This is a genomic window from Chitinophaga sp. 10T418 (assembly GCF_056394125.1).
On record NZ_JBFTHG010000007.1, the window covers coordinates 67,097 to 91,104 of the forward strand.

Below are 24,008 nucleotides of genomic sequence, written 5' to 3' on the forward strand. Positions count from 1 at the left end.
AAGGCGCAGTGGACTAGTCCGCTGCGCCTTTTTCGTTGCGTCTTTACCGGTGGGTAAGACTATTTACTTTTAGCCAGTTTGGCTTCAATGCTCAATGTAGCGTGTGGAACAGCTCTGAGACGTGCTTTGTCTATGAGTTTACCGGTTACACGGCAAATACCATAGGTTTTATTTTCAATGCGCATCATAGCTTTTTCCAGGTGATCAATGAACTGAATCTGACGGCTGGCCATCTGGTTAAGTTGCTCTCTTTCCTGGGAGCCACTACCATCTTCCATGCTCATGTATTTGTTCTCTGTATCGTCAGTACCAGCTTCATCTTTACGGGTGATTAAGCCTTGCAGGTAGATGAGTTCCTTTTTAGCTGACTCCAGCTTTTTTTGGATCAATTCTCTAAACTCCTGGAGGTCGGAATCACTGTATCTGTATACAGGACCGGTAGGTGGTGCTGGTTGATCCAACACTGACTTAGTAAATTCAGGTTGATAAGTTACCAAAGTAGCTTTTCCACCTTTTTTCTCGGTTTTTTCAGTTTTTTCGGGTTTTTCGGATCTTTCCGTCTTTACTGATTTTTCAGCCTTAACAACTGGCTTTTCAGCTGCTTTTTTCGAGGAGTCTTTTTCCTTAGCAACTTCTACCTTAGTATCTGCTTTCTTTACTGCCATCGTTTTAAGTTCTTTTTCTTCTGACTTAGAAATAAATGGTTTCTCTTTTTCAGCGGAAACACTTTTCGTAACCACTTGCTGCTTTACAGCAGGCTCTTTTTTAACGGTCGATTTTGCAGGTACAGCAACGTTCTTGACGGATGTTAATTTACTGTTTTGTATGGCTGAAGCCTTTTTTACCGCTGGTTTCGACGCCACAGGGGCGGCTTTTTTAGCAGTACTTTTGGCTACCACGGCTTTTCCGGCTGCTGGTTTTGCAGCTGCTTTGGGAGCCGCCTTTGCAGGGGCAGCTTTTTTTGCAGCGGCTTTCTTAGGTGCGGGTGCGACTTTTTTAGCGGGGGCAGGTTTAGCAGGTTTCTTTGCTGCTGGAGCCTTTGCCGCCGTTTTCTTAGCCGGAGCTACCTTTTGGGTCGTTTTACTAGCAACCTTCTTTTTTGTTGCCATGGGGGATTAGCTTTTTTTGTTAACTAATACATTAAATTTAAGGTCATTCACCTCTATTTCTGTACCATCATGCAATCGCTCCACTAATTCCAGGCTATCTGCCAAAATTTCCGTGCAAATATAGTCATTATAGTTCACAATGGCCGACTTGAGCGCCTCCACACTTTCAACCGTTACGTTGATTCTGTCTGTTAAAGCAAAATCACTATCCTTGCGGATTTTCTGTATCCGGTTTACCAGTTCCCTGGCATTTCCTTCATCCTGTAGCTGGGGAGTAATAGTAATGTCAAGCGCTACCGTTAAAGCGCCCTTATTAGCTACTGTCCATCCCGGAATATCTTCGGAAATGATCTCAACATCAGAGAGTTGGATTTGCACTTGCTCTCCTTCCACAACCAGGTTGAAATGGCCGTCGCGCTCTATCGTGGCAATATCTGCATCTGTAAACCCGCCGATAACGGCAGCCACAGATTTCATCTTTGCACCCATTTTACCACCAAGCGACTTGAAGTTCGGCTTAATCTTTTTCTTGATAAAACCTTCCGTTTCCGTAAGATAATCAATCCCTTTGACATTCACCTCACTTTTTATCAAGTCCGCTACCTTTTCTATTTGTTCCTGCATCCGAACATTGGTAACTGGTATTAAAACTTTTTGCAAAGGTTGACGAACCTTAATGTTCACCTTCTTACGCAAGGATAGTACCAGTGACGAAATATCCTGCGCCAGTTGCATTCTTTCTTCCAGATCTGCATCTATTGCAGCAGTATTAACTACCGGGAAATCAGTGTGGTGGATAGAAGCAGCTTTACTGCGGCCACTTACACTGTTCAGGTTGTTAAATAACCAATCTGTGAAAAATGGGGAAACCGGGGCCATCAGTTGTGTAATTTTTTCCAAACATTCGTACAATGTCTGGTACGCACTGATTTTGTCATGCTCATATTCTCCCTTCCAGAACCGGCGGCGGCAAAGACGCACATACCAGTTGCTCAGCTGCTCATCCACAAAACGCTCGATAGCTCTGCCTGCCTGTGTAGGTTCATAATCATCAAAGCTGCTGGTCACATCTTTCACCAGGGTATTTAATACGGAAATGATCCAACGATCAATTTCCGGACGCTCTTCTAACGGAATGTATGCCTCCTTGAAAGTAAAATTATCAAGATTAGAATACATGGCGAAGAAATTATATGTATTATACAGGGTACCAAACAATTTACGTTGGGCTTCTCCTATACCTTTTACATCAAATTTCAGACTGTCCCATGGGGAAGCATTGGTGATCAGGTACCAACGGGTGGCATCTGCACCATACTTTTCAATGGTTTCAAATGGGTTTACCACGTTTCCGAGGCGTTTACTCATTTTATTACCATTACTATCCAACACCAATCCATTGGATACCACTGTTTTATATGCCACTTTATCGAAGAGCATTACACCTAATACGTGTAATGTATAAAACCAGCCACGGGTTTGGTCCACACCTTCAGCGATAAAGTCAGCCGGGAAGGACTCTCCTTTATCTATTAGCTCTCGGTTTTCAAACGGATAATGCCATTGTGCATAAGGCATTGCACCACTATCAAACCAAACATCCACCAAATCCGGCTCGCGGCGCATTGGTTGCCCTGATTCACTCACCAATATGATATCATCTACATAGGGTTTATGTAAATCCAGAATACCTTCATGCAGATATGATTTATTCACATCTCCTCCCAAAACTTCACTTGCTTTCCGGATCTCAGCATTCAACTCTTCAATTCCTCCGATACATTTCTCTTCTGTACCATCTTCTGTACGCCATATCGGCAAAGGAGTACCCCAATAACGGCTACGGCTAAGGTTCCAGTCTACCATGTTCTCCAACCAGTTACCAAAACGACCGGTTCCGGTGAAGGCAGGCTTCCAGTTAATGGTTTTATTCAATTCCACCATCCTTTCCTTCATTGCAGTGGTCTTAATAAACCATGCATCCAGCGGGTAATATAAAACTGGCTTATCTGTGCGCCAGCAGTGAGGATAAGTATGCTCGTATTTTTCTACTTTAAACGCCCGGTTTTCCTTTTTCAGCTTTACCGCAATATCAACATCTACATCTTTATAATCAGGGTCATCCTTGTAGTTCTTTACAAATCTTCCAGAAAACTCACCCACATTATCTGTAAACTTCCCCTCTCTGTCTACTAGCGTTAAAATACCAATGCCGTTCTTTTTACCAACTCTATTATCGTCTGCACCAAAAGCAGGAGCAGTATGTACTATACCAGTACCGTCTTCAGTGGTAACGAAATCGCCCAGAATTACTCGGAAGGGATCTCCTTCTTCCGGCTGCGCAAACGGCAATAATTGTTCATAGCGGATATTCTCCAGCTGACTTCCTTTAAAGCTGCTCAGTATCTTCCAGGGAATTACTTTATCGCCTTCTTTATAAGCATCAAAATCAGCATTTTCACCTTCTGCCTTAAAATACTTACCCAGCAATACTTTCGCCATAACAACATTCACCGGCAGGTGAGTGTATTGGTTAAAAGTACTTACCAATACATATTCTATATTAGCACCTACCGTCAAACCCAGGTTGGATGGCAATGTCCACGGAGTAGTGGTCCAGGCGAGAAAAAACACCTCACTTGTTCCGGCTGCATCAAAAAGGAATTGTGAATTATCTGCCTGCAGGGCTTTAAACATGGCCACTATAGTAGTGTCCTTAACGTTCTTATATGTACCTGGCTGGTTCAGTTCTGCGGAACTAAGCCCTGTACCGGCAGCAGGGGAGTATGGCTGAATGCTCACGCTTTTATATAACAATCCTTTCTTATACAGGGTTTGCAAAGCCCACCATAAGGTTTCTATATATTTATTCTCAAAGGTGATATAAGGATCTTTCAAATCAACCCAATAGCCCATTTTACGGGTCAGGTCATCCCATTTATCTTTGTACTTTAGTACTTCTCTGCGACAGGTTTCATTGTAGTCTTCAACAGAAATCTTAGTACCAATATCTTTCTTAGTAATCCCGAGTGTTTTTTCTACACCCAGCTCCACTGGCAGGCCATGCGTATCCCATCCGCCTTTACGCTTTACCTGGAAACCACGCATCGTTTTGTAACGGCAAACCAGATCTTTTAAAGTACGTGAAATAACATGGTGAATACCCGGCAAACCATTGGCGCTTGGGGGGCCTTCATAAAAAACAAAAGGAGTGGCGCCATCGCGCACTTCCACACTCTTCTCAAAAGTCTGGTGCTGCTCCCAGTGTTGCAGTATATCTTTCTCGATCTGAGGTAAATTCAACTGGCTATATTCCTGATATTTGCTGGACATAAAACAATTCCCCGCCCTTTGATGTTATTTAGACAATAATTGATTAAAATTGTGCGAAGTTAAGAAAATACACTGGCTCCTAAAGGGGCAACTTTATTAAAAACAAAGCTTTTTGAATATTTTTTATTGTTTTTTTTGTACTTTGCAATAAAGAGCAATTAAATTGCGTTTTTGGCATTGTTTTAGCTTATTTGCCAGGAAGATTAGAAAAACCTAGTAGTTAATTTTAACCCAACGGAAAAAACCATATCGAATATGAAAAAGTTGACGTTAATTTTTTGCGCGGTTCTATTCACTTCCGGCATAACTTTTGCACAGCAAAAAAAATCAGTTAAGAAAACAAAAATAGTTGCTAAAACGGTGCAGGCACCTGAGGCAGTTAAAAGTTCTTTTGATCAGAATTTTGCGGGAACAACAGCTGCTAAGTGGACAAAGACAAGTGCAGGACATTGGACAGCAAGTTTCCAAAAAGAAAACATAAACACAATTGCAGAGTATGATGCGGATGGCAAATGGATTGCCACAAGAAGCGCTTATGATGCTCAAACTCTTCCGGAATCAGTGTCTGGTACATTGAAAACAAAATATCCGGCAGCAACCATAAAAGATGGCTGGAAAATTGAGAGATCAGATGTGGCTTCATACTACAAAATAAATATTCAGGAAAACGGTACAGACAAATCAGTGTTGTTGAACGAAGCAGGTACCATTACTGAATAACACAAACAAGTATTTCATAGGTATAGGGATAAATAGGACAGACCCTGCTCTTTTGGGCGGGGTTTTCTTTTGCTCCTGGCTCCAAGAACAAAACACTGATCAAGTTCAAAAGTTGGAAAATAGCTTTTTCAATACTCTCTAAATGCCATTCAACCTGCGTTTGCCATTCTCAAATACTCACCGAATATTATACAATACTCATCTCATTAGTTTTACACATCAGGTGGCGGGTAGCGAAACTGTTGTATTAAAGATTTTTGATAATAACCCCTTTACACCTGCTTCCTTTCAATAGTATATGTATTTTCGCTGCTACAGCCTGGTACCGAAGCTGCGCTGCTATGGCCAGTTCTGACCTCCATCTATCTTCTGATTCTATTTCTTCCTGATGGTACATCCGGAAGTCATCTCCACATCAAGTCCACCTCTGCTGCGATACTTCTGTATGTATATAGCCTCTCCTAAGCATAGCATCGACTGAGTCATCATAATGAGAATACATTTTGTAGGTAATGTTGACTAATTTCCACTATCTCCAAGTTTCAACTTGATCCCAAAAGCCCCAATCACCAACTTCCCCACAAAAAAAGTCGCCCGCAGAAGCGAACGACTTTATAAAAATCTGGTAGAAACTTTTCTGGCAAGATGCACTTAACTTCAATGGTGTTTGATATTCATGCAAGTATTATTTATGGCTTTACTTTTTGCCAGCCAAGCTTCTTCCATGGTCAAATCTGATAAGGAAGCTTATAGGAAACGCAAATGGATATTTGCCTATCGTGTTACAAAGAAACAGCTATATTTTATCTTCCACTTTTCAATTCGGGAAAACAAATGATCGAAAAAGGAAAATACATATAACTCTTTTATGATAGCAGGTTTCCCGGTATCATAATTCTATGTAAAAGTAAAATGTAAAGAGATATTAAACAGACACTGGCTTACTAGCGCAGCAAAAGTTCGCAAGGCTTAAGCCCGGTATGCTTTTTAAAAGCTGTAGAGAAGTGAGAAATACAGGAATAGCCCATCAACATGGCCACTTCTGAAACAGACATGCCTTTTTCATACAACAGACCCTTGGCTTTTTCCATCCTTTCTTTCTGGAAGTAATCATATATGGTAGTACCATACATGGCCTTAAAGCCTTTTTTAAGATAGCATTCATTCATAGCTACCCGGCGCGCCAAATCCCTGATGGTAATAGGAGAGTCCAGTTGCTCGAGTAAAATACCACGGGCATTTTCTATTTTTTCGCGGTCTTCCAGGTGAGTCAGGAAGCGGCAACCATAGCGCTCGTCCGTATCATTCTGCATAAACTGGTCGGAGCTGTATAACAGCAGATCCAACGCACGGCTTTGCAGGAATATATTTTTCAGAATGCCTTCGTAATCGTGATGTACCATGGTTTCCAGTACGGATTTTGATTTCGTACATGGCTGAATGGTTTTCACAAAAGGTTTACGTGATTGATTTTCAAATAAAGAGAAAGTAGTGGTCCCTTTCTGCAGCGACTGTATAAAGGCAGGTTGAAAGCGCACGGTGATCAAATCCACTGACGGCACCCTGTCTGAACAAGCCTCTTTGTGACCTTCTGAGCAAAGTTGATCTGTACAGGATGGATTTTTACAATATTTGGTTCCTGCAACGCAATACCGGAGCTCAATAGCAGCAGATTGCCCTCTTTTGGCTGGCTGATAAACAACCATCGCCACATCTTCAACCGGTAGTGGCTTATCATATGTAAAACGCTGTAAAGTAAAGTCCAGGCAGTCAGGTACTGACACACTATCCTGCTCCGCCAGTTGTAGCTGGTCGCTCATCGCGGGTTGCGGAATGGCTAATGCCAATATTTCCTGTATTTCTTTCACTTTAGCTATTTTTTAAATCCATGCTGTTATCGAAGTCACAAATTTAGGGATTCATTTTTTAAACAAATACGTTTTGACAATACAGTTACAAAGCCCCTCACCTGAACAGAATGCTTTTACGCTGCAGTCGCGCGCTCACAGAACTTATTGGTATAAATTTCGTTTATGCCTTACTGATGGCAAAAAACGGATTTAATATACGCAAACTGATTAAGATTGTACTCATCACTTTCGGCAGCCTTCTCCTATTAGTAATAGCAACCGGTTGGTACCTGAATCGCCACTGGAACAGGCTATTGAAGCGCGAATTACCCGGATATGTAGCAGCGTTATCAGATAGTCTTTATACGGTGGAATTTAAGGATCTGCACCTTGATGTACTTTCCGGGAGCGTCACTGTGGAAAAAGTTGTCATGGTAGCGGATACGGTAATTTACCGGCAACTGCTGGCCCAGCAAAGGGCACCAACAGATATCTATACCATCAGTGTAGACAAATTAGAACTGAAATACTTCAAACCGTGGCGCTATTTCATCGGAAAAGAACTGAGTGCCTCCTCTCTTACCGTGACTGGCCCCAGTATTATCATGGAGCAAAACGCAACTGTAATAGATACCAGTAAACCGAAAACTGCTTATCAGAACATATCTGCCAGGATGAAGTCTATTTTCATCGGTAAACTGGCGCTGGACAGTACCAATTTTAAATACATTTTTACACGGAAAGATTCCTCCCGTGTTGTTCACCAGTTTCATAACCTGAGGGTGCGCATCAATGATTTCCTGATAGATTCTTTAGCCCTGGATGATCCTACCCGCTTTTTATACGCCCGCAACTACGAAATAGAGATGAAAGACTATATGAACAGGACCCGGGATAGCCTTTACTGGATCAATGTACGGGGTATCCGGTATGATGCCGCATTGCGTACCCTCCATATTGGTAGATTTGAAGTACAGCCCCGGTATGATAAAGTGGCTTTTCAACGAAAAACCGGCGTACAACAGGACCGGTATGAAATGATACTCAACGATATCAGTCTGCATGACCTGAATCCCCGGCTTTTGCTGCAGGAGCAACAGGTCTGGGCACAACGGGTAAATATACAGAGCGGTAATGTGGAAATTTACCGGAACCGCATGTTGCCAATGCCCCCCGGAAACAAATTGGGGCAATATCCCCATCAATTGCTGCATAAGTTAAAACTCCCCCTGAGCATTGATACGCTTATTGCCAGTAATATCAATATCCGGTATACCGAATTAAGCCCGGTAACCGAGCAATCAGGGTACATAAACTTCAGTCATGTGCACGGGCGATTCAGAAATATTACCAATATCGACAGCCTGGTTGTCCAAAACAGGCATATGATAGCTGATGTAGATGCTGTATTTATGCAAAGCGGTAAGCTCACCGCCAGGTTCGATTTCTCCCTGAATGATAAGGCTGGCCACTTTGCAGTTTCCGGGCAACTTAAAAATATGAATGGGAAAGACCTCAATGTAATTACCAAGCCACTAGGAAAAATTGAAATCCGCTCCTGCGATATCCAGGAACTGACCTTTAATATTAAAGGAGATGAAAGAAAAGCAGATGGACATGTAAACATGCTGTATCAGAACCTGAAAATTGCGGTACTGAAGCTGGATAAGGATCACAAGGAATTTAAGCGGAAAGGACTTATCAGCCTGATCGCTAATTCATTGGTTATCAACGAATCTAATCCATTAAAAGGAGAAATACCACGCATTGCCACCGTAACCTGCCAGCGCGACATCCAAAAATCCTATTTTAACCTGGTGTGGAAAACTTTATTTATGGGGGTAAAAGACATTGCTGGCGCCGGAAATCTGTAATGGCAAAATTAGCCTGTCCTCACCTCTTAAAAACAGGCATTCTTTTGTGGAAATAAGGCTTATTTTTCGTATTTTTGCATGATTGTCTACCGATTTTATTTCTAATAGATTTTACACCAACATATGAGCGAAGAATTAGTGCAAGCACCCAGCCCCAGCAGCAACAAATATGATGCAGGGAGTATACAGGTATTGGAAGGTCTGGAAGCCGTACGTAAGCGTCCAGCCATGTATATCGGCGATATTGGCATCAAGGGTCTCCACCACCTGGTTTATGAGGTGGTAGATAACTCCATTGATGAAGCCCTTGCCGGATACTGCAAAAATATTGATGTTACAATCCTGGAGGATAACTCTATCCGCGTAAAGGATGATGGTCGTGGTATTCCTGTTGGTATCATGCCTAAGGAAGGCCGTTCTGCCCTGGAAGTTGTAATGACGGTACTCCACGCCGGTGGTAAATTTGACAAGAACACTTATAAGGTATCCGGTGGTTTGCACGGTGTGGGTGTAAGTTGCGTGAATGCCCTGAGTGACGTACTGCATGTAACAGTAGAAACTGAAGGCAAATTATTTGAACAGGAGTTTCACCGCGGTGTACCGCAGTACTCTGTACGTGAAATAGGCGTTAGTGAAGTAACTGGTACTACTATACACTTCAAACCAGACGGTGAAATTTTCAAGGAAACTACCTACAACCGCGAAATACTCGCAGGTCGTTTACGCGAACTATCTTACCTGAACCGCAAAATCAAAATTACATTAACTGATGAGCGGGAAAAGGATGAAGAAGGAAATAATTTCTCTGAAACTTTCTACAGTGAAGGTGGTATCAAAGAATTTATCCAGATGCTCGACAAAAACGGCCGCCGTAACCCACTGTTGCCAACACCGATTTATGTAGAAGTGCATGAACCGGTTTCCAATGTATCAGTAGAGGTGGCGCTGGTGTATAATGATGCATTCAGTGAAAACATTTTCTCTTACGTTAATAATATCAACACCATTGAAGGTGGTACACACGTAGCCGGTTTCCGCCGCGCTATTACCCGTGTATTCAAATCTTATGGTGATAAAAATAAGATGTTCGAGAAATCGAAGATCGAAGTAACCGGAGATGACTTCCGCGAAGGATTGAGTGCGATTATCAGCGTGAAAGTTCCTGAGCCACAGTTTGAAGGTCAAACCAAAACCAAACTTGGTAACTCTGATGTAATGGGTGTGGTAGACAGCTCCGTAGCTGCTGTACTGGACGCATTCCTGGAGGAAAATCCACGTGAGGCAAAAACGATTATCAATAAAGTAGTGCTGGCTGCACAAGCCCGCGAAGCTGCCCGTAAAGCCCGTCAGCTGGTACAACGCAAGAGTGTAATGACTGGTAGCGGTTTACCGGGTAAACTGGCTGACTGCTCCGATAACGATCCTACCAAATGTGAGCTGTACCTTGTCGAAGGAGACTCCGCGGGTGGTACTGCCAAACAAGGCCGTAACCGTAACTACCAGGCTATCCTGCCACTGCGTGGTAAGATCCTGAACGTAGAAAAAGCTATGGAGCACAAAATCTATGAGGATAATGAAATCAAGAACATCTTTACTGCACTGGGTGTAACCATTGGTACAGAAGAAGATGACAAGGCACTGAACCTTAGCAAACTGCGCTATCACAAGCTCATCATCATGACGGATGCTGACGTGGATGGTAGCCACATTGCAACACTGATCCTGACCTTCATTTTCCGTTATATGAAAGCCATGGTAGAACAGGGTTATGTATACATTGCACAACCACCGTTGTACCTCGTGAAAAAAGGTAAGGAACAAACTTACGCATGGACAGAAGATGAGCGTAAAGCTGCTACCCTGAAACTGGCAGGAGCCGGTAAAGAAGACAGCGTAACCATTCAGCGTTATAAAGGTTTGGGTGAGATGAACGCAGAACAACTGTGGGATACTACCATGAATCCTGAACATCGCACACTGAAACAGGTAACTATTGAAAGTGCTGCAGAAGCTGACCGTGTATTCAGTATGCTGATGGGTGACGAAGTTCCACCACGCAGAGCATTCATTGAATCTCATGCGAAGTATGCAAAGATCGATGCTTAATTACGTATATACGTTTAGGTTATAAACAAGAAAGCCTTCCGCTAAAAACGGAAGGCTTTCTTGTTTATCGTTTCTTTTTTATCCTTCTTTTGTGAGAATATAATTCGCTAAAATCTGGTACCCGAAAACACCGATCAGCATAACGGTAACGAATATATTAAAAGGTTCGTTTGTTAAAAAAGTAAAGCCCACTCCTAACGCGCCCAGCAGGGCGAGGCCCCATACATACCATCTCGTAAAATTGCGGCTCTTTTTTCTTTCAGACACGTACAATCCTGCTGATGGCAACAGCATAACGCCTGTACAGATGCACAATGCCAGCAGGCCGTTAATCCCTGTGAGCAAAAACGCTATTCCTGAGAGCAATGTACCTCCTAAGAGAATACCTACAATGTTGGATACCTTTGTTTGCTCCGGACTCAGGGCATATCTGCCGTAAGGGTTGAGGCGAAGAAACAGGTTACTCACCGGCGTAATCAACCAGGTGGAAATAGCCATTAATGCGAGGACAATGTATAGCGGATAGAAATACTGATTAGCAATTTGTGTGAGTATAAAAATAGCAATAATGATGGCCCATTGGGTACGTGCTTTCTGACGCCCCATAAAGAAGGAGTAGTTCAGGAACTGTCGGTATAGCCAGTACTTTGCTTTCATGGCCTGCACCATACCATTTCTGGCCACTTCATTATTAGGGTCTATTTTTAATGACTCCCTGAAATGTTCCAGCGCTTTGCGGTGATTACGTGCTTCCAGCCATTTCCAACCGAGATTGGCGTGGGTGTAAGCGTTTTCCGGGTTATGTTCCAGTGCCTCATGCAGGCCTGAAAATGCTTCTTCTTTTCTGCCTAAACTAAACAAAGCATGGGAGCGCAGATTCAGACAGGCTTCATCTTCCGGATTCAGCGCCAACCCCTCATCCGCTTTATGTAGTGCGGCTTCATACTCCTTCTTATTCAGCAATATCTGGCTCCACATGGCAAAATAATGTGCATAGTGGGGGTTGAGAGCCACGGCACTGCTGATAGCCCTGATAGCCTCATTATATTGATTTTTAATGAAGGCTATCCTTGACTGCAGATACAGGAACCGGTCGTCATAGGGAGCGAAGCTGAGTGTATTGGCGGCTACCTGTTCTGCTTCTGCAGTATTACCTGTTTCCAGGTAACATACTGCCAATAGATAAAGGCCTTCGGTATCATGTGCATTTGTGCTCAGGTGCTGCCGTAGCGCAGTAAAGGCATCTTCGAAGCGGCCTTGCTGTAACAAAATCTGAGCGCGCTGAATTAATACAGCCATAATCGTTATTTCTTAATATCCAGGTATTTCAATACATCATCATAAAGACCGGTTTCATTTGAATACAGCGCATAATTACGGGCAGTATTAAACCATTCCCTTGTGGTTGGTTTATGGATTTTAGCGGCTTTTAATAATTCTTTTTGTGTGATGGGCTGTGGTACACCTTTTTGCAGTGCTTCGAGCAGTTTTTCTTCAATGGCAATATCTACAATTGCTTTCAGATCAGCACCGGAATAACCAGGTGTAGCTTTCGCCAATGCATTATAATTAATGTCACTTACCGGTTTATTGCGTAGTTGCAGTTTCAGTATTTCTTCTCTGCCTTCTGTTTCGGGCGGAGCCACAAAAATGATTCTGTCGAAACGGCCGGGGCGGCGGAATGCCGGGTCCAGGCTCCAGGGGGCATTGGTAGCACCGATGATGAGAATATTTTCGTTGCTGGCGGCAATACCATCCATTTCTGCGAGGAACTGATTGATAATATGAGTTGCGCCAGACTGCCGGAGTGCAGAGCGGTTAGCGCCCAATGCATCTACCTCATCAAAAAACAGCACGCAGGGTTTACTCTGACGGGCCAGCTCAAACAGGCTATGCAGGTTCTTCTCACTTGTACCTACCCACATATCCAGCACATCATGAATACCTACATTGATGAATTCTGCCTGTATCTGCCCTGCGGTAGCTTTGGCGAGATAGGTTTTACCACAGCCGGGAGGACCATATAATAAAATACCTCCACCGGCTTTTTTACCGTAGGCTTTATATAGATCCGGAAATTGCAGAGGCTTAATGATCTTCAGATCTATTTCCTGCTTTTCTCTTTCCATGCCACCTACATCTGAAAAATTGATTTCAGGTTTTTCCAGCATGAATAAGCTTTCGCCTTCTTCTTCTTCCTCATCTTCACCGCTAAAAGAAGCAGGAGATTGCTGGGCTACACGGAAAAGTCCGTCCAATGCTTCATCGCGGAAGCCTGGATTTATTTGCAGTAAATGCTGGTATATATCTTTTGCCTGGGGCATAGATTGTTCTTTCACCAGGATGCGGCAATGTAACAGCAGGGCATCGAAGTGATCAGGCTCCCGGTGTTCCAGTTGTTCCAACACCACAATGGCAGCTGAGTATTTCTGCTGATGGTAAAAAGTCCGCGCCAGACCAAGCTGGGCAGCTGTATTAGCAGAAGAGAGCTCCAACACTTTTCTGTATTGCTCTTCAGCTGCGGTATATTCATAATCCTGCAGCAATACCTGCGCCAGGTGCATGCGTAAAGGCACATTTTCCGGCGAAAACTGCACCGCCTCCTGTAATTGCTTTATTACTTCCGATGACATAATGTGCTTTTAAAATATTCAGTAACGCCGTAATAATACGCAATTCAGGCCCAAAAAAATTGTTAATTATAGTATTTCGACCAGTGTTTAGAAGCGTAGTCCTACCTGATACACGACTATGATGAAACCCAAAAAGTTCTATCCAGCGCTACCGGGGATCTCATAAACCTGATAACATCCCCCAAATTGCAAAGATATCTTCCATCCGGCATTAGCTCCCATCGAATTGTTCCGTATATGCCGGCCACACACATAATAATTAACTATAGCGTTTTCTAAAACTAAGTTTTACCATGAAAAAACAATCAATTAGCGTCATATCCATATATAATTTATTTAATTCATTTTTATTTATATATATTGCACCCACATTATCCCTATGCCAACAGACCTGACCAGTATCCTATGTTAATTTAAATTATTGCTGGCCGCCACCATAGCGGCCGGCACTGGTTTTTCCTGACTAAAAAGGCATACCGAAACAAAAACTATTACGTCATGCGTATGAAATTATTATTGGTAGCCATCATTGCTGTATTAGGAGTAGGTCTGAGTGCCTGTAGCTCCAAAAAAGATGACGCCAGGCCAGCCAGCAGCTTTTTCTTTAAACTGGATAAGGATACTTATCAGTCCAATTCTACCGAAGCTTATGTCACTGATACCATTTATGCCGGCAAGAAAACCCTGGTAGTGGATGGTGTGACTAATAACTTCGGCTATCACATGGAACTGATGATTACGTTTCCTAAAGATTCCCTTACTACCGGCTCATTTGAAGGAGTAGAAATGTCCCTGATGCAAATCCAGCAAAAGGAGATGGGGTATACCGGTCGAAATATCAAAGTAAATATAACGAGCATTAATAGTAAACATGCGGAGGGTACATTCTCTGGTATATTATCAAATGGTGATATTGAAAAACCTTTAACGGACGGGACTTTCAAAGTCGAAATTTATTAAACATCATTTTTGATGACTTTGCACACTGGCCCTGCCTATAAAGGCGGGGCTTTGTTCGTATATACGTTAAGGTTATATTATTTATGTTTATTGTTTACCCTCAGTTAACAATTAATTTGTACCCCCTTTTTTCGGCTCTGTTAACATTAAGGTTAAATAGGAATGGAAATTTGATGTTATTTTAACTCAAAAAATAAAAAATTGCGTTTTTTAAGTCTACTTTATGTACTCCTTAACAATTCCGTAATGATCTGTTAACATTCTGGTTGTTTTAGACTGTTTCCTTTGCACCTGTAAATACTTACAAACAGTTTATGAAATCATTCTTTACGCTATTAGTTAGCTTCCTTGTAATCATTTTTTACAACAACGCGCAGGCGCAGGTGACTACATCTGTTATATCGGGTAAAGTAGCCGATGCAGGTGGACAAGCCATTCCCGGCGTTACTGTAGTCGTAGTAAACAATAGCACCGGTGCCAAATCCGGCGTGCAAACAAATGGTGACGGCCGCTATATCCTGCCGAACCTCAATCCTGGTGGTCCTTATACCATCACTGTTTCCTTTATCGGATATAAGAAAGAAGTAAAAGCAGATGTCAACCTGGGTCTGGGAACAACCAGCTTCAACTTCAAATTACAGGAAGAATCAACTGCCCTGAGTGAAGTAGTAGTAACAGGTAATGCTGGCGGCGGTAAATCCGGCGGGACCAGAGTAGGACAGGAGCAGATCAAAACGCTCCCTACACTGAGCCGTAGCCTGCAGGATCTTACTAAAGTAACTCCTCAGAGCAATAACAACTCCTTCCTGGGTACCAACTACCGTTATAATAACGTAACCCTGGATGGTGCTATCAACAATGATGCGATTGGTTTCAGCCCTTCCTTAGGTGGACAGAGCAGCACCAGCGGTCAACCAGGTAGCAGTACCCGTACCAACCCCGTATCGCTCGATGCGATCCAGGATGTACAGGTTTTACTGGCTCCGTTTGATGTGAAAGTAGGTAACTTCCTCGGCGGTAGCGTAAATGCGGTAACACGCAGCGGTACCAACGAAGTACACGGTTCCGTTTATGGTTATGGCCGTAACGCTTCCATGATCGGTAAAAACAATGCCGGTGACGGTTCTAAATTACCAAGCGATTTTCATGAATACCAAACTGGTATTCGTGTAGGTTTCCCTATCATTAAGAACAAATTATTCTTCTTTACCAACGAAGAAATTACACGTCGCGTTGATCCAGTGATCCTCGCTGCAGGTTCTGCTGATAACGGTGGTATCTTAACAGAAAAAGATGCAGCTGACATCACCGCCTTAATGAAAACCTACGGCGTTGATGCAGGTACTGCTGGTAACACCAGCATCTATTCCAACTCTAATAAATTCTTTAACAGATTAGACTGGCATATCAACGAAAAACATCAGTTATCTATCCGTAACAATACCATTACTTCTGAAGCCACCAACCTGGAACGTGATCAACAGAACTTCCGTTTCAAAGGTATTGACTTCAAACAAACCAATAACCAGACCTCTACAGTTGCTGAACTGAAAAGCAATTTCAACAGCTTCCTGTCTAACAGTCTGATCCTCGGTTACTCTTCCGTTCATGATTTCAGAGATCCATTGTCTGATCCTGCTACACCGCAGATCCAGATTAAAGGAAGAACACCAGGTTCTACTATCTTCCTGGGTACTGATCGTGAAGCAAGTATCTTTAACATGAAACAAAAAACGTTTGAAATCACCGATAACGTAACCATGTTTAAAGGTAACCACACCATTACTGTTGGTACACACAATGAGTTCTACAACATCACTTACGGTTTCGTAAACTCCTGGAATGGTCGTCTGGATTACGACAGCATTGGAGCTTTCCTGGCTAACAATCCTGCCCGTGTACGTGGTAACTTCAATTATACCAATAACTCACGCGATTATATCATGAATAATCCTCCCGCACAGTTCAAAGTGAACCTTCTGAGCTTATACGGACAGGACGAAATTCAAATTACTGATCGCTTCAGAATCACTCCAGGTTTACGTTTAGACTACACTGGTATTCCTAACAAACAACCATTGAGCGATAAAACTATCAAATCTCCGGAAGATCCTAATTTTGGAACTACTTACTCCTATACCAAACCTAAGGATATCAAAAACGACTTCCTGAATAACATACAATTCTCTCCACGCTTAGGTTTCAACTACGATATCAAAGGTGATAACAGCCTGGTATTACGTGGTGGTAGCGGCTTATTCACTGGTCGTATTCCTTTTGCATGGATTGGTTACGCTTACTATAATAATGGTGTTACTTACGGTGCATACGATAATAAAGCATCCAGCAAACCATTCGTAAATACGCCACTGCCTGCAGCTAAGCCATCTCCGAATGGTATCGCTGATTTCGCTTCACAGAATGGTGTAAACGTAAAAGACGCAGCAGGTGCTACACAGGTAGATATGATTGACAATAACTTCAAAATGCCACAAGTATGGAGAAGTAGCCTGGCACTGGATTACACTACGCACGACCAGTGGAAATTCACCATCGAAGGTATCTATACCAAAGTAATTAAGGATCTGCAGTTCCAACAGGTGAACCTGGTAGATAATCCTACTTACTATGCTTACGATGTAAATAAACAACAACCAATTTTCTCCGGTAAAAAAATCAATTCCCTGTATACGAACGCTTACCTCCTGTCTAACACTGACAAAGGTTACCGTTACAGCATCACTGCCCAGATCTCTAAAGTGTTTCCTTTTGGTCTGAACTTCATGACTGCCTATACTTACGGACAGGCGAAAGATATCACCAACGGTATCCGTAACTCCATGGAGTCTAACTGGCAACTGAACCAGGCACTGAACCCTAACAATCCGGGTCTGGCTTATTCTAACTTTGATGTTCGTCACCGTATAGTAGCTACCGTTAGCTACAAACAGGACTGGGGTACAAAAGGTAAATGGGTATCTAACTTCTCTGCCTTCTTTAATACTTCTTCCGGCCTTCCATTCAGCTACGGTTTCGTAAACGCCACGGTACAGGGTACTCCTCAACAGGTGAGCCTGGCTTACATTCCAAAAGATGTAGCTGAAGCTACCAACTTCTTTACTGATAAAGTCGGTGGAGCAACAGCCGCTCAACAGGCAGCAGCTTTCATGGATCATGTAAACAGCGACAAATACCTGAGCAGCCGTAAAGGTGATTTTACAGAACGTAATGGTGGACGTACACCATGGAATACACAGGCTGACTTCCGCTTCAGCCAGGACCTGAACTTCAAGGCAGGTAAAAAAGTACACACCATCACGCTGACTTATGACATCGTGAACGTTACTAACCTGCTGAACAAAGAATGGGGTATTTCCTACTTCTCACCAAATACCTTCAACTCATCTGCGAGTGTGGGTCTGACGCCTACCGGTAAAGTGGTTAACAACTATCCAACTTATAACTACAGCAATCCAGGCACTCCTTACTCAAAAGATTTCTTTGCATCCCGTCATCAGATGCAGCTGGGTCTGAGATACAGCTTCTAATTTAACTAGTCTTTATAAATGTAAAAGAGGTTGTTCCATTACGGAACAACCTCTTTTTTTGTTATTACATCTCCAGTGTAATTATTTTATAGCAAATACTGCTCTTACTTCTGCACGGATCTTAATGGTTTTGAAATCAATATCAGATGAAGCATCTTCACTACCAGCTGCAGACTTATAGTTAGCCATCATCATTGGACGAACATCTGTATAGTTATCAGTGTTCATTTCCTGAATTTCAATAACACCATCCATTTTATTACCGATAGCAGTCAGCATATATTCTGCTTTTTCCTTCGCTGCGAGTAATGCTTTAATTTTTACTTCTTTACGATATGCTTCCATTTTGCTGGAAGAGTAAGAAGCAATTCTTGTATTTTCAATTCCTTCTGCATCTACTGCACCCAGAATTTCATTGATTTTATCCAGCTTCGTTAATTTAAGGCGATACTGTTTGCGCGCCATAAATTCCTGTGGATCTTTCTTTTTACGTAATATCTCAAAGTTGTTACCATACACGTTCTCGATGGTAAGATCTGCCTTGGAAATACCTGCATCCGCTATTGCTTTCTGCAATTGTTTTTCCAGCGTGCTGATCTCTACTTTGTTTTTACCTTTCACATATTCACGTAAAGAGATGTTGAAATAAATTTCATCCGGTGTGATTTCCATTTCTGCGGAACCGTTTACTTCAATCTTTTTTACCGGTTGTTTGTCTGCCTGTTGTGCAAAAGTGCTTAAGGCCAAAAATAATCCTGCGGCTAATAACATTACCTTTTTCATGTGTCGATGTTTTCTATTGTTTTTAAAAAATTAGTTTCCGTTGTTAATTACACCCTCATGATGCTACGTTTAAAAGTGATTCCACAATGGGGTTTTATAAAATTTTGTTAATGCACAGTTACAGAAATGGATATATACATTTCATATTGTGAATGAAACGTTTACAACGAATTTATGTTACAGGTGAAATTATTTGCGGCTGTCGGTCATTGCCTTGAGGAAATCGTACAGGTCATTCATATTACGGATACGGGAGGCTACCAGCATAAAGTTTTTGCCTACCTGTTTCAGTTTGGCGTTGTTTGTACGGGTTTGTATATACGTTAATATATGATTGAACGTAGGGGATTCGAAATAAGGGGAATCGGGGTTATTAATGAAATAGCAACGCAGGTTTTCTTCTTTCAGCATCATTTTTTCGAAGCCCAGTTGTATGGCCATCCAGCGGCAACGGATCATGGTGAGCAATTCTTTTACCGGCTCAGGCAATGGACCGAAGCGGTCAGCCATATCCACTTCAAAGGCCTTTAGCTTGCCTTCTTCCATGATATTATCCAATTCCTGGTACAGGTTCAAACGTTCCTGTATACTCTCTATATAAGTATCAGGAATCAATATTTCCATGTCTGTATCGATGGTACAGTCACTTACAAAGTCTTTCTTTTCTTCCAGCTGATCTTTAAACAGATCGCGGAATTCATTTTGTTTCAGTTCGCGGATGGCTTCGTCCAGAATTTTCTGGTACATATCAAAACCTATTTCCGCCATGAAACCGCTTTGCTCACCGCCCAGCAGGTTACCGGCGCCACGGATATCCAGGTCGCGCATAGCGATCTGGAAACCACTACCCAGTTCACTGTGTTGTTCAAGTGTTTGCAGGCGTTTGCGGCTATCGGAAGGCAGGGTGCTCATTGGCGGTGCCAGCAGATAACAGAAGGCCTTTTTATTGCTGCGTCCTACACGACCACGTAGCTGATGCAGATCGCTCAACCCAAAATGATGAGCATTATTAATGATGATAGTATTTGCATTGGGAATATCCACACCACTTTCCACGATATTGGTGCATACCAGTACGTCGTATTTGCGGTCAATGAAATCCAGGATCACTTCTTCCAATTGATGTCCTTCAAGCTGTCCGTGAGCAGTGGCAATAGAGAGATCGGGGCATAATCCCTGAATCAGCCCGGCCATTTCTTTCAGTCCTTTTACCCGGTTGTGGATAAAGTACACCTGTCCGCCTCTTTCTGCCTCATAATAAATAGCGTCACGGATCAGGTCCTGGTTAAATACCTGTACTTCTGTTTCAATAGCCTGCCTGTTGGGCGGTGGCGTGTTGATAACAGAAAGGTCACGGGCACCCATCAACGAAAACTGTAGTGTACGCGGTATAGGCGTTGCCGTTAGTGTGAGGGTGTCTACGTTATGTTTTATCTGTTTCAGTTTTTCTTTGGCAGAAACACCGAATTTTTGTTCTTCATCTACCACCAGTACGCCGAGATCTTTGAACTTTACTTCTTTGCCCAGCAAGGCGTGTGTGCCAATGATGATATCGATCTTTCCTTCTTCCAGGCGTTTAAGTGTTTCCTTTTTTTCTTTGGAAGATTTGAACCTGTTCAGATAATCTACTGTGCAGGGGAAATCTTTCAGACGGTCTGCAAAAGTTTTGTAATGCTGAAATGCCAGGATGGTAGTAGGTACCAGTACGGCCGCCTGTTTACCATCTACAATAGACTTAAATGCGGCACGGATAGCTACTTCTGTCTTACCAAAACCTACGTCGCCACATACGAGTCTGTCCATTGGTGCCGGCGATTCCATATCACGTTTCACATCTGCCGTTGCTTTGCTCTGATCCGGGGTATCTTCATAAATGAAGGATGCTTCCAGTTCTGTTTGCAGATAAGTGTCCGGTGTATGCGCAAAACCTTGTTGGGCTTTACGTACGGCGTACAACTGTATCAGATCTTTCGCGATATCTTTTACCTGCGTTTTGGCCTTTTCCTTCAGCTTATCCCAGGCATCGCTGCCCAGTTTATTTACTTTAGGTTCTACGCCTTCTTTGCCGGTGTATTTACTGATTTTGTGCAGGGAGTTGATATTTACATACAACAGGTCGTTGTTCTTGTAAATAATACGGATGGCTTCCTGCATTTTTCCTCCTACCTCAATTTTCTGTAGACCGCTGTACATGCCCACGCCATGATCGATATGCGTTACAAAATCGCCCGACTGCAGCTCCCGCAAGGTTTTCATGGTAATCGCCTTATTCTTGTTATAGGCTTGTTTTACCTTGTATTTGTGGAAACGCTGGAAGATCTGGTGATCGGTATAACATACCAGTTTCAGCGAGTGATCAATGAATCCGGTACTGATAGCAACAGGAATGGGGAAAAATACAAAATCTGCTTTGAGGTCCTCAAAAATACTCCGCAAGCGTTCCAACTGACGGGGATTATCTGAGAATATAAAAAGGGAATATTTATTACTGTTATGTTTGCCCAGGTCTTTGATCAGCAGATCGAACTGCCGGTTAAACACAGGCTGCTCCTGGGTATCGAAGGCAATAGCTGTGGCGGAATAGCCTTTTTCAGTGAGCCAGTCTTTGTTACCAAAAACAATGGTGGACTTTTTCAGCAGTTGTTGTATCAGTGGAGCGGCTTTCACAAAGTCGTCTTCTTTCAGCACCATCTCTTCGTCTTCATCCACTTTTACTTTCTGTCCGGTGAGCAGGAAGTCGTCCAGGCGTTGCTCCATTTGTTCTATCACGCCCTGTACATAGGCGGGGTCTTTCATCCATACCACGGTATTGGCAGGCAGAAATTCTGTGAGCGGGGTTTTGCCGTGATCCGCGCTGGTGCCATGGGTGTCCATGTTAGCGATGAGCGTCACCTGGGTAAGTTTGCGTTCACTCAGCTGTGTCTCGGGATCAAACAGGCGGATGGAGTCTATATCTTCTCCAAATAATTCAATACGATAAGGCTTTTCGTTCCCAAAGGAATAGATATCCAGGATACCACCTCTTACCGCATACTGGCCGGGTTCATACACAAAATCTGTTGCATGAAAGCCCCAGGTGATCAATTGTTCCAGCAGCGAATCTACTTTCAGTACATCGCCTACTTTCAGCTGTACCATATTGGCGCTAAAAGCCTGGTTGCCGGCCACTTTCTCCCAGAGTGCTTCCGGATAGGTGACCAGTATTTTTTTACGGACACTGTCGCCGGAAAATTTCATGAGGGCTTCTGTCCGCAGCATGCTATGGCTGCTGTTGATCTCGTGAAACTGACCTGCTTTTTTGAAAGAGTCCGGGAAATAAAAAATGTCCAGTGCCTGGCTGAGTTGTTCCAGATCGTTATGGAAATAGGCTGCCTCCTCTCTATCGTTTAAGATGAAGAGATGGTTCGCATCTGCATGCGCCCAGGTGCTAACTGCCACAAAGTTTATTGCACTCCCACTAATGGAGGAAAGCTGAAAGTATTGTGGGGTGGGTGATTGTATCCCCTTCACCAGCGACTGCAGGCGAGCATCACGTTGAAATAATTGTAATACAGCCTGTAAATTCATGAAGACAGCAAAGGTAAAGAACATTTACCGATTTTGATATTTGGTTATCAAGATATTTAGGTTTTGAGGAAGGTAGCTGGCCGGGGAATAATCAAATAAGGAAATATCCAAATAACAAAATCCCGAATTTTCAGTATATTCAGTGAGACCAAAACTCAATTTCCATGTTGGACCTATGGCATACAGGCATCGTCACAAAGTTGGTGGATGAAACCCACAACACCCGCCGCTTTTGGATACAGGTACCGGACATGGATCGGTTTGACTTTAAACCGGGGCAGTTCGTAACCCTGGATCTGCCCATTCACGAGAAAAAAAACAAACGCTGGCGTAGTTATTCCATTGCCTCTCATCCTGATGGCAGCAATGTTTTTGAGCTGGTGATTGTACTCCTCGAAGGCGGATTAGGCAGTACCTATCTGTTCAACGAAATAAAAGTAGGGAGTGAACTGTTGCTGAGAGGTCCACAGGGAATTTTCGTACTCCCGGAACCGTTAGACAGGGAATTATTCCTGATCTGTACGGGTACAGGAATAGCTCCATTCCGGTCGATGGCGCATTATATTCATGAACACGCCATTCCGCATGCGCCTATTCACCTCATTTTCGGGGTGCGGTATCAGCATGACCTGCTGTATGCGCAAGAGTTGCAGCAGCTGGCAGCCGAGCTGCCGAACTTCAACTACATTCCTACTTTATCACGTGAGGAAAACTGGACTGGTAAAAAAGGATATGTACATGGTGTATACGAAGAGCTGTTGCAGAACGATAAACGTCCGGCGCACTTTTTCCTTTGTGGCTGGAAAGCCATGATTGACGAGGCAAAGCACCGGATACAGGCGCTGGGCTACGACCGGCATGATATACACCAGGAATTATACGGATAACCGTTAAAACCTGAATCCCATTCCCCATTCCGGCGTTGGAAACGGCGCTACATATTCTTTTGAAGCCATCGCAACAAGTCCTACTCTCATTAGCAGGTGCTTTCCAATAGTACGGCGATAATGCATAGACATCCAGCCCAGCCAGGTATAGCTGGTGGTGATATCATCATATCATAGCGAATCACCTGACATGTAGGTGAGTCCTGCACCGAATTCTATCATATGTTTGGGAGAGAGGGCCAGCACATAATTAAGCCCGAATGGCAGCGTAGTTTTGGCTTTATATATTCTCTTATAGGTAATATGCGTTCTCCATGATTGCCGTTCTTCAGAATACTCCGGCACATATCCGAAACCGATTCTGGCGCCAAGGCCTTTATCTGTGCCGTTGAACCGGATATCATAATTCAGGGATATGCCACAGGCAGGACCAGCACCGCTTAACAATATTGTCTGACTGTAGGGGTGCGGCGCTTTCTTTACGGAGATGCTGGTCGTCTCGGCGGGGGGCTGTGTTTGCGCCGTAGCGGATAAACAACGCATAAAAAGGGCTATGACAGTTATATAATTTCGTATAGGCATAAAGGTGGTTGCTTACACTTATATAACGGTCATAGCCACTATAAGTTACCGAAAAA

14 protein-coding genes are annotated in these 24,008 nt (G+C 43.1%); 6 read left to right on the forward strand and 8 right to left on the reverse strand.

What is annotated here, in order from left to right:
- Positions 1-59 precede the first annotated feature (59 nt).
- On the reverse strand, positions 60-1,109 hold the full coding sequence (locus AC1DCV_RS21140; protein ID WP_477025033.1) for a TraR/DksA family transcriptional regulator: 1,050 nt from the start codon (positions 1,107-1,109) through the stop codon (positions 60-62).
- A gap of 6 nt (positions 1,110-1,115) precedes the next feature.
- Positions 1,116-4,442 carry an isoleucine--tRNA ligase gene (gene ileS / locus AC1DCV_RS21145; protein ID WP_477025034.1) on the reverse strand — a complete coding sequence of 1,109 codons (3,327 nt, stop codon included), beginning with the start codon at positions 4,440-4,442 and terminating at the stop codon, positions 1,116-1,118.
- 255 nt (positions 4,443-4,697) lie between these two features.
- On the opposite strand from ileS, the gene AC1DCV_RS21150 reads away from it, so the two are divergent.
- A complete protein-coding gene (locus tag AC1DCV_RS21150) occupies positions 4,698-5,162 on the forward strand; it encodes a PepSY-like domain-containing protein (protein ID WP_441573115.1) in 465 nt (154 codons plus the stop codon).
- Positions 5,163-6,106: 944 nt separating this feature from the next.
- Here AC1DCV_RS21150 and AC1DCV_RS21155 read toward each other — a convergent pair.
- Positions 6,107-7,030 (reverse strand): helix-turn-helix domain-containing protein, encoded by a 924-nt coding sequence (locus AC1DCV_RS21155; protein ID WP_477025035.1) that lies wholly within the window; start codon positions 7,028-7,030, stop codon positions 6,107-6,109.
- A gap of 176 nt (positions 7,031-7,206) precedes the next feature.
- Between AC1DCV_RS21155 and AC1DCV_RS21160 the strand changes: the two genes are divergently transcribed.
- A complete protein-coding gene (locus AC1DCV_RS21160; RefSeq protein WP_477025036.1) occupies positions 7,207-8,886 on the forward strand; it encodes an AsmA family protein in 1,680 nt (559 codons plus the stop codon).
- A gap of 123 nt (positions 8,887-9,009) precedes the next feature.
- Positions 9,010-10,992 carry a DNA topoisomerase (ATP-hydrolyzing) subunit B gene (gyrB, locus tag AC1DCV_RS21165; protein WP_441573112.1) on the forward strand — a complete coding sequence of 661 codons (1,983 nt, stop codon included), beginning with the start codon at positions 9,010-9,012 and terminating at the stop codon, positions 10,990-10,992.
- Between the two features lie 78 nt (positions 10,993-11,070).
- Here the strand turns inward: gyrB and AC1DCV_RS21170 are convergent, their stop codons facing one another.
- Positions 11,071-12,291 carry a tetratricopeptide repeat protein gene (locus AC1DCV_RS21170; protein WP_477025037.1) on the reverse strand — a complete coding sequence of 407 codons (1,221 nt, stop codon included), beginning with the start codon at positions 12,289-12,291 and terminating at the stop codon, positions 11,071-11,073.
- Between the two features lie 5 nt (positions 12,292-12,296).
- On the reverse strand, positions 12,297-13,625 hold the full coding sequence (locus AC1DCV_RS21175) for an AAA family ATPase (RefSeq protein ID WP_477025038.1): 1,329 nt from the start codon (positions 13,623-13,625) through the stop codon (positions 12,297-12,299).
- 498 nt (positions 13,626-14,123) lie between these two features.
- On the opposite strand from AC1DCV_RS21175, the gene AC1DCV_RS21180 reads away from it, so the two are divergent.
- The gene (locus tag AC1DCV_RS21180) at positions 14,124-14,585 is read left to right on the forward strand and encodes a hypothetical protein (RefSeq protein WP_477025039.1); all 462 of its coding nucleotides are present in this window, start codon (positions 14,124-14,126) and stop codon (positions 14,583-14,585) included.
- Positions 14,586-14,899: 314 nt separating this feature from the next.
- Positions 14,900-18,133: a TonB-dependent receptor gene (locus AC1DCV_RS21185; protein WP_477025040.1), complete on the forward strand. Its 3,234-nt coding sequence runs from the start codon at positions 14,900-14,902 to the stop codon at positions 18,131-18,133.
- Between the two features lie 81 nt (positions 18,134-18,214).
- On the opposite strand, the gene AC1DCV_RS21190 is transcribed toward AC1DCV_RS21185, so the two are convergent.
- Positions 18,215-18,916, reverse strand: coding sequence for an SIMPL domain-containing protein (locus tag AC1DCV_RS21190; RefSeq protein WP_477025041.1), 702 nt, complete (start codon positions 18,914-18,916; stop codon positions 18,215-18,217).
- Between the two features lie 189 nt (positions 18,917-19,105).
- Positions 19,106-22,483 carry a transcription-repair coupling factor gene (gene mfd, locus AC1DCV_RS21195; protein WP_477025042.1) on the reverse strand — a complete coding sequence of 1,126 codons (3,378 nt, stop codon included), beginning with the start codon at positions 22,481-22,483 and terminating at the stop codon, positions 19,106-19,108.
- A gap of 164 nt (positions 22,484-22,647) precedes the next feature.
- Here mfd and AC1DCV_RS21200 point away from each other — a divergent pair, with 164 nt between their 5' ends.
- The gene (locus AC1DCV_RS21200; protein WP_477025043.1) at positions 22,648-23,370 is read left to right on the forward strand and encodes a ferredoxin--NADP reductase; all 723 of its coding nucleotides are present in this window, start codon (positions 22,648-22,650) and stop codon (positions 23,368-23,370) included.
- A gap of 171 nt (positions 23,371-23,541) precedes the next feature.
- Here AC1DCV_RS21200 and AC1DCV_RS21205 read toward each other — a convergent pair whose 3' ends face one another.
- Complete coding sequence (locus AC1DCV_RS21205; protein WP_477025044.1) at positions 23,542-23,913, reverse strand: hypothetical protein; 372 nt, start codon at positions 23,911-23,913, stop codon at positions 23,542-23,544.
- Positions 23,914-24,008 lie beyond the last annotated feature (95 nt).

Excerpts from the sequence above, each read along its gene's own strand:
- AC1DCV_RS21140 (WP_477025033.1), bottom strand. The coding sequence starts at position 1,109 with ATGGCAACAAAAAAGAAGGTTGCTAGTAAAACGACCCAAAAGGTAGCT.
- ileS (WP_477025034.1), bottom strand. The coding sequence starts at position 4,442 with ATGTCCAGCAAATATCAGGAATATAGCCAGTTGAATTTACCTCAGATC.
- AC1DCV_RS21150 (WP_441573115.1), top strand. The coding sequence starts at position 4,698 with ATGAAAAAGTTGACGTTAATTTTTTGCGCGGTTCTATTCACTTCCGGC.
- AC1DCV_RS21160 (WP_477025036.1), top strand. The coding sequence starts at position 7,207 with ATGGCAAAAAACGGATTTAATATACGCAAACTGATTAAGATTGTACTC.
- gyrB (WP_441573112.1), top strand. The coding sequence starts at position 9,010 with ATGAGCGAAGAATTAGTGCAAGCACCCAGCCCCAGCAGCAACAAATAT.
- AC1DCV_RS21170 (WP_477025037.1), bottom strand. The coding sequence starts at position 12,291 with ATGGCTGTATTAATTCAGCGCGCTCAGATTTTGTTACAGCAAGGCCGC.
- AC1DCV_RS21175 (WP_477025038.1), bottom strand. The coding sequence starts at position 13,625 with ATGTCATCGGAAGTAATAAAGCAATTACAGGAGGCGGTGCAGTTTTCG.
- AC1DCV_RS21180 (WP_477025039.1), top strand. The coding sequence starts at position 14,124 with ATGCGTATGAAATTATTATTGGTAGCCATCATTGCTGTATTAGGAGTA.
- AC1DCV_RS21185 (WP_477025040.1), top strand. The coding sequence starts at position 14,900 with ATGAAATCATTCTTTACGCTATTAGTTAGCTTCCTTGTAATCATTTTT.
- AC1DCV_RS21190 (WP_477025041.1), bottom strand. The coding sequence starts at position 18,916 with ATGAAAAAGGTAATGTTATTAGCCGCAGGATTATTTTTGGCCTTAAGC.
- mfd (WP_477025042.1), bottom strand. The coding sequence starts at position 22,483 with ATGAATTTACAGGCTGTATTACAATTATTTCAACGTGATGCTCGCCTG.
- AC1DCV_RS21200 (WP_477025043.1), top strand. The coding sequence starts at position 22,648 with ATGTTGGACCTATGGCATACAGGCATCGTCACAAAGTTGGTGGATGAA.
- AC1DCV_RS21205 (WP_477025044.1), bottom strand. The coding sequence starts at position 23,913 with ATGCGTTGTTTATCCGCTACGGCGCAAACACAGCCCCCCGCCGAGACG.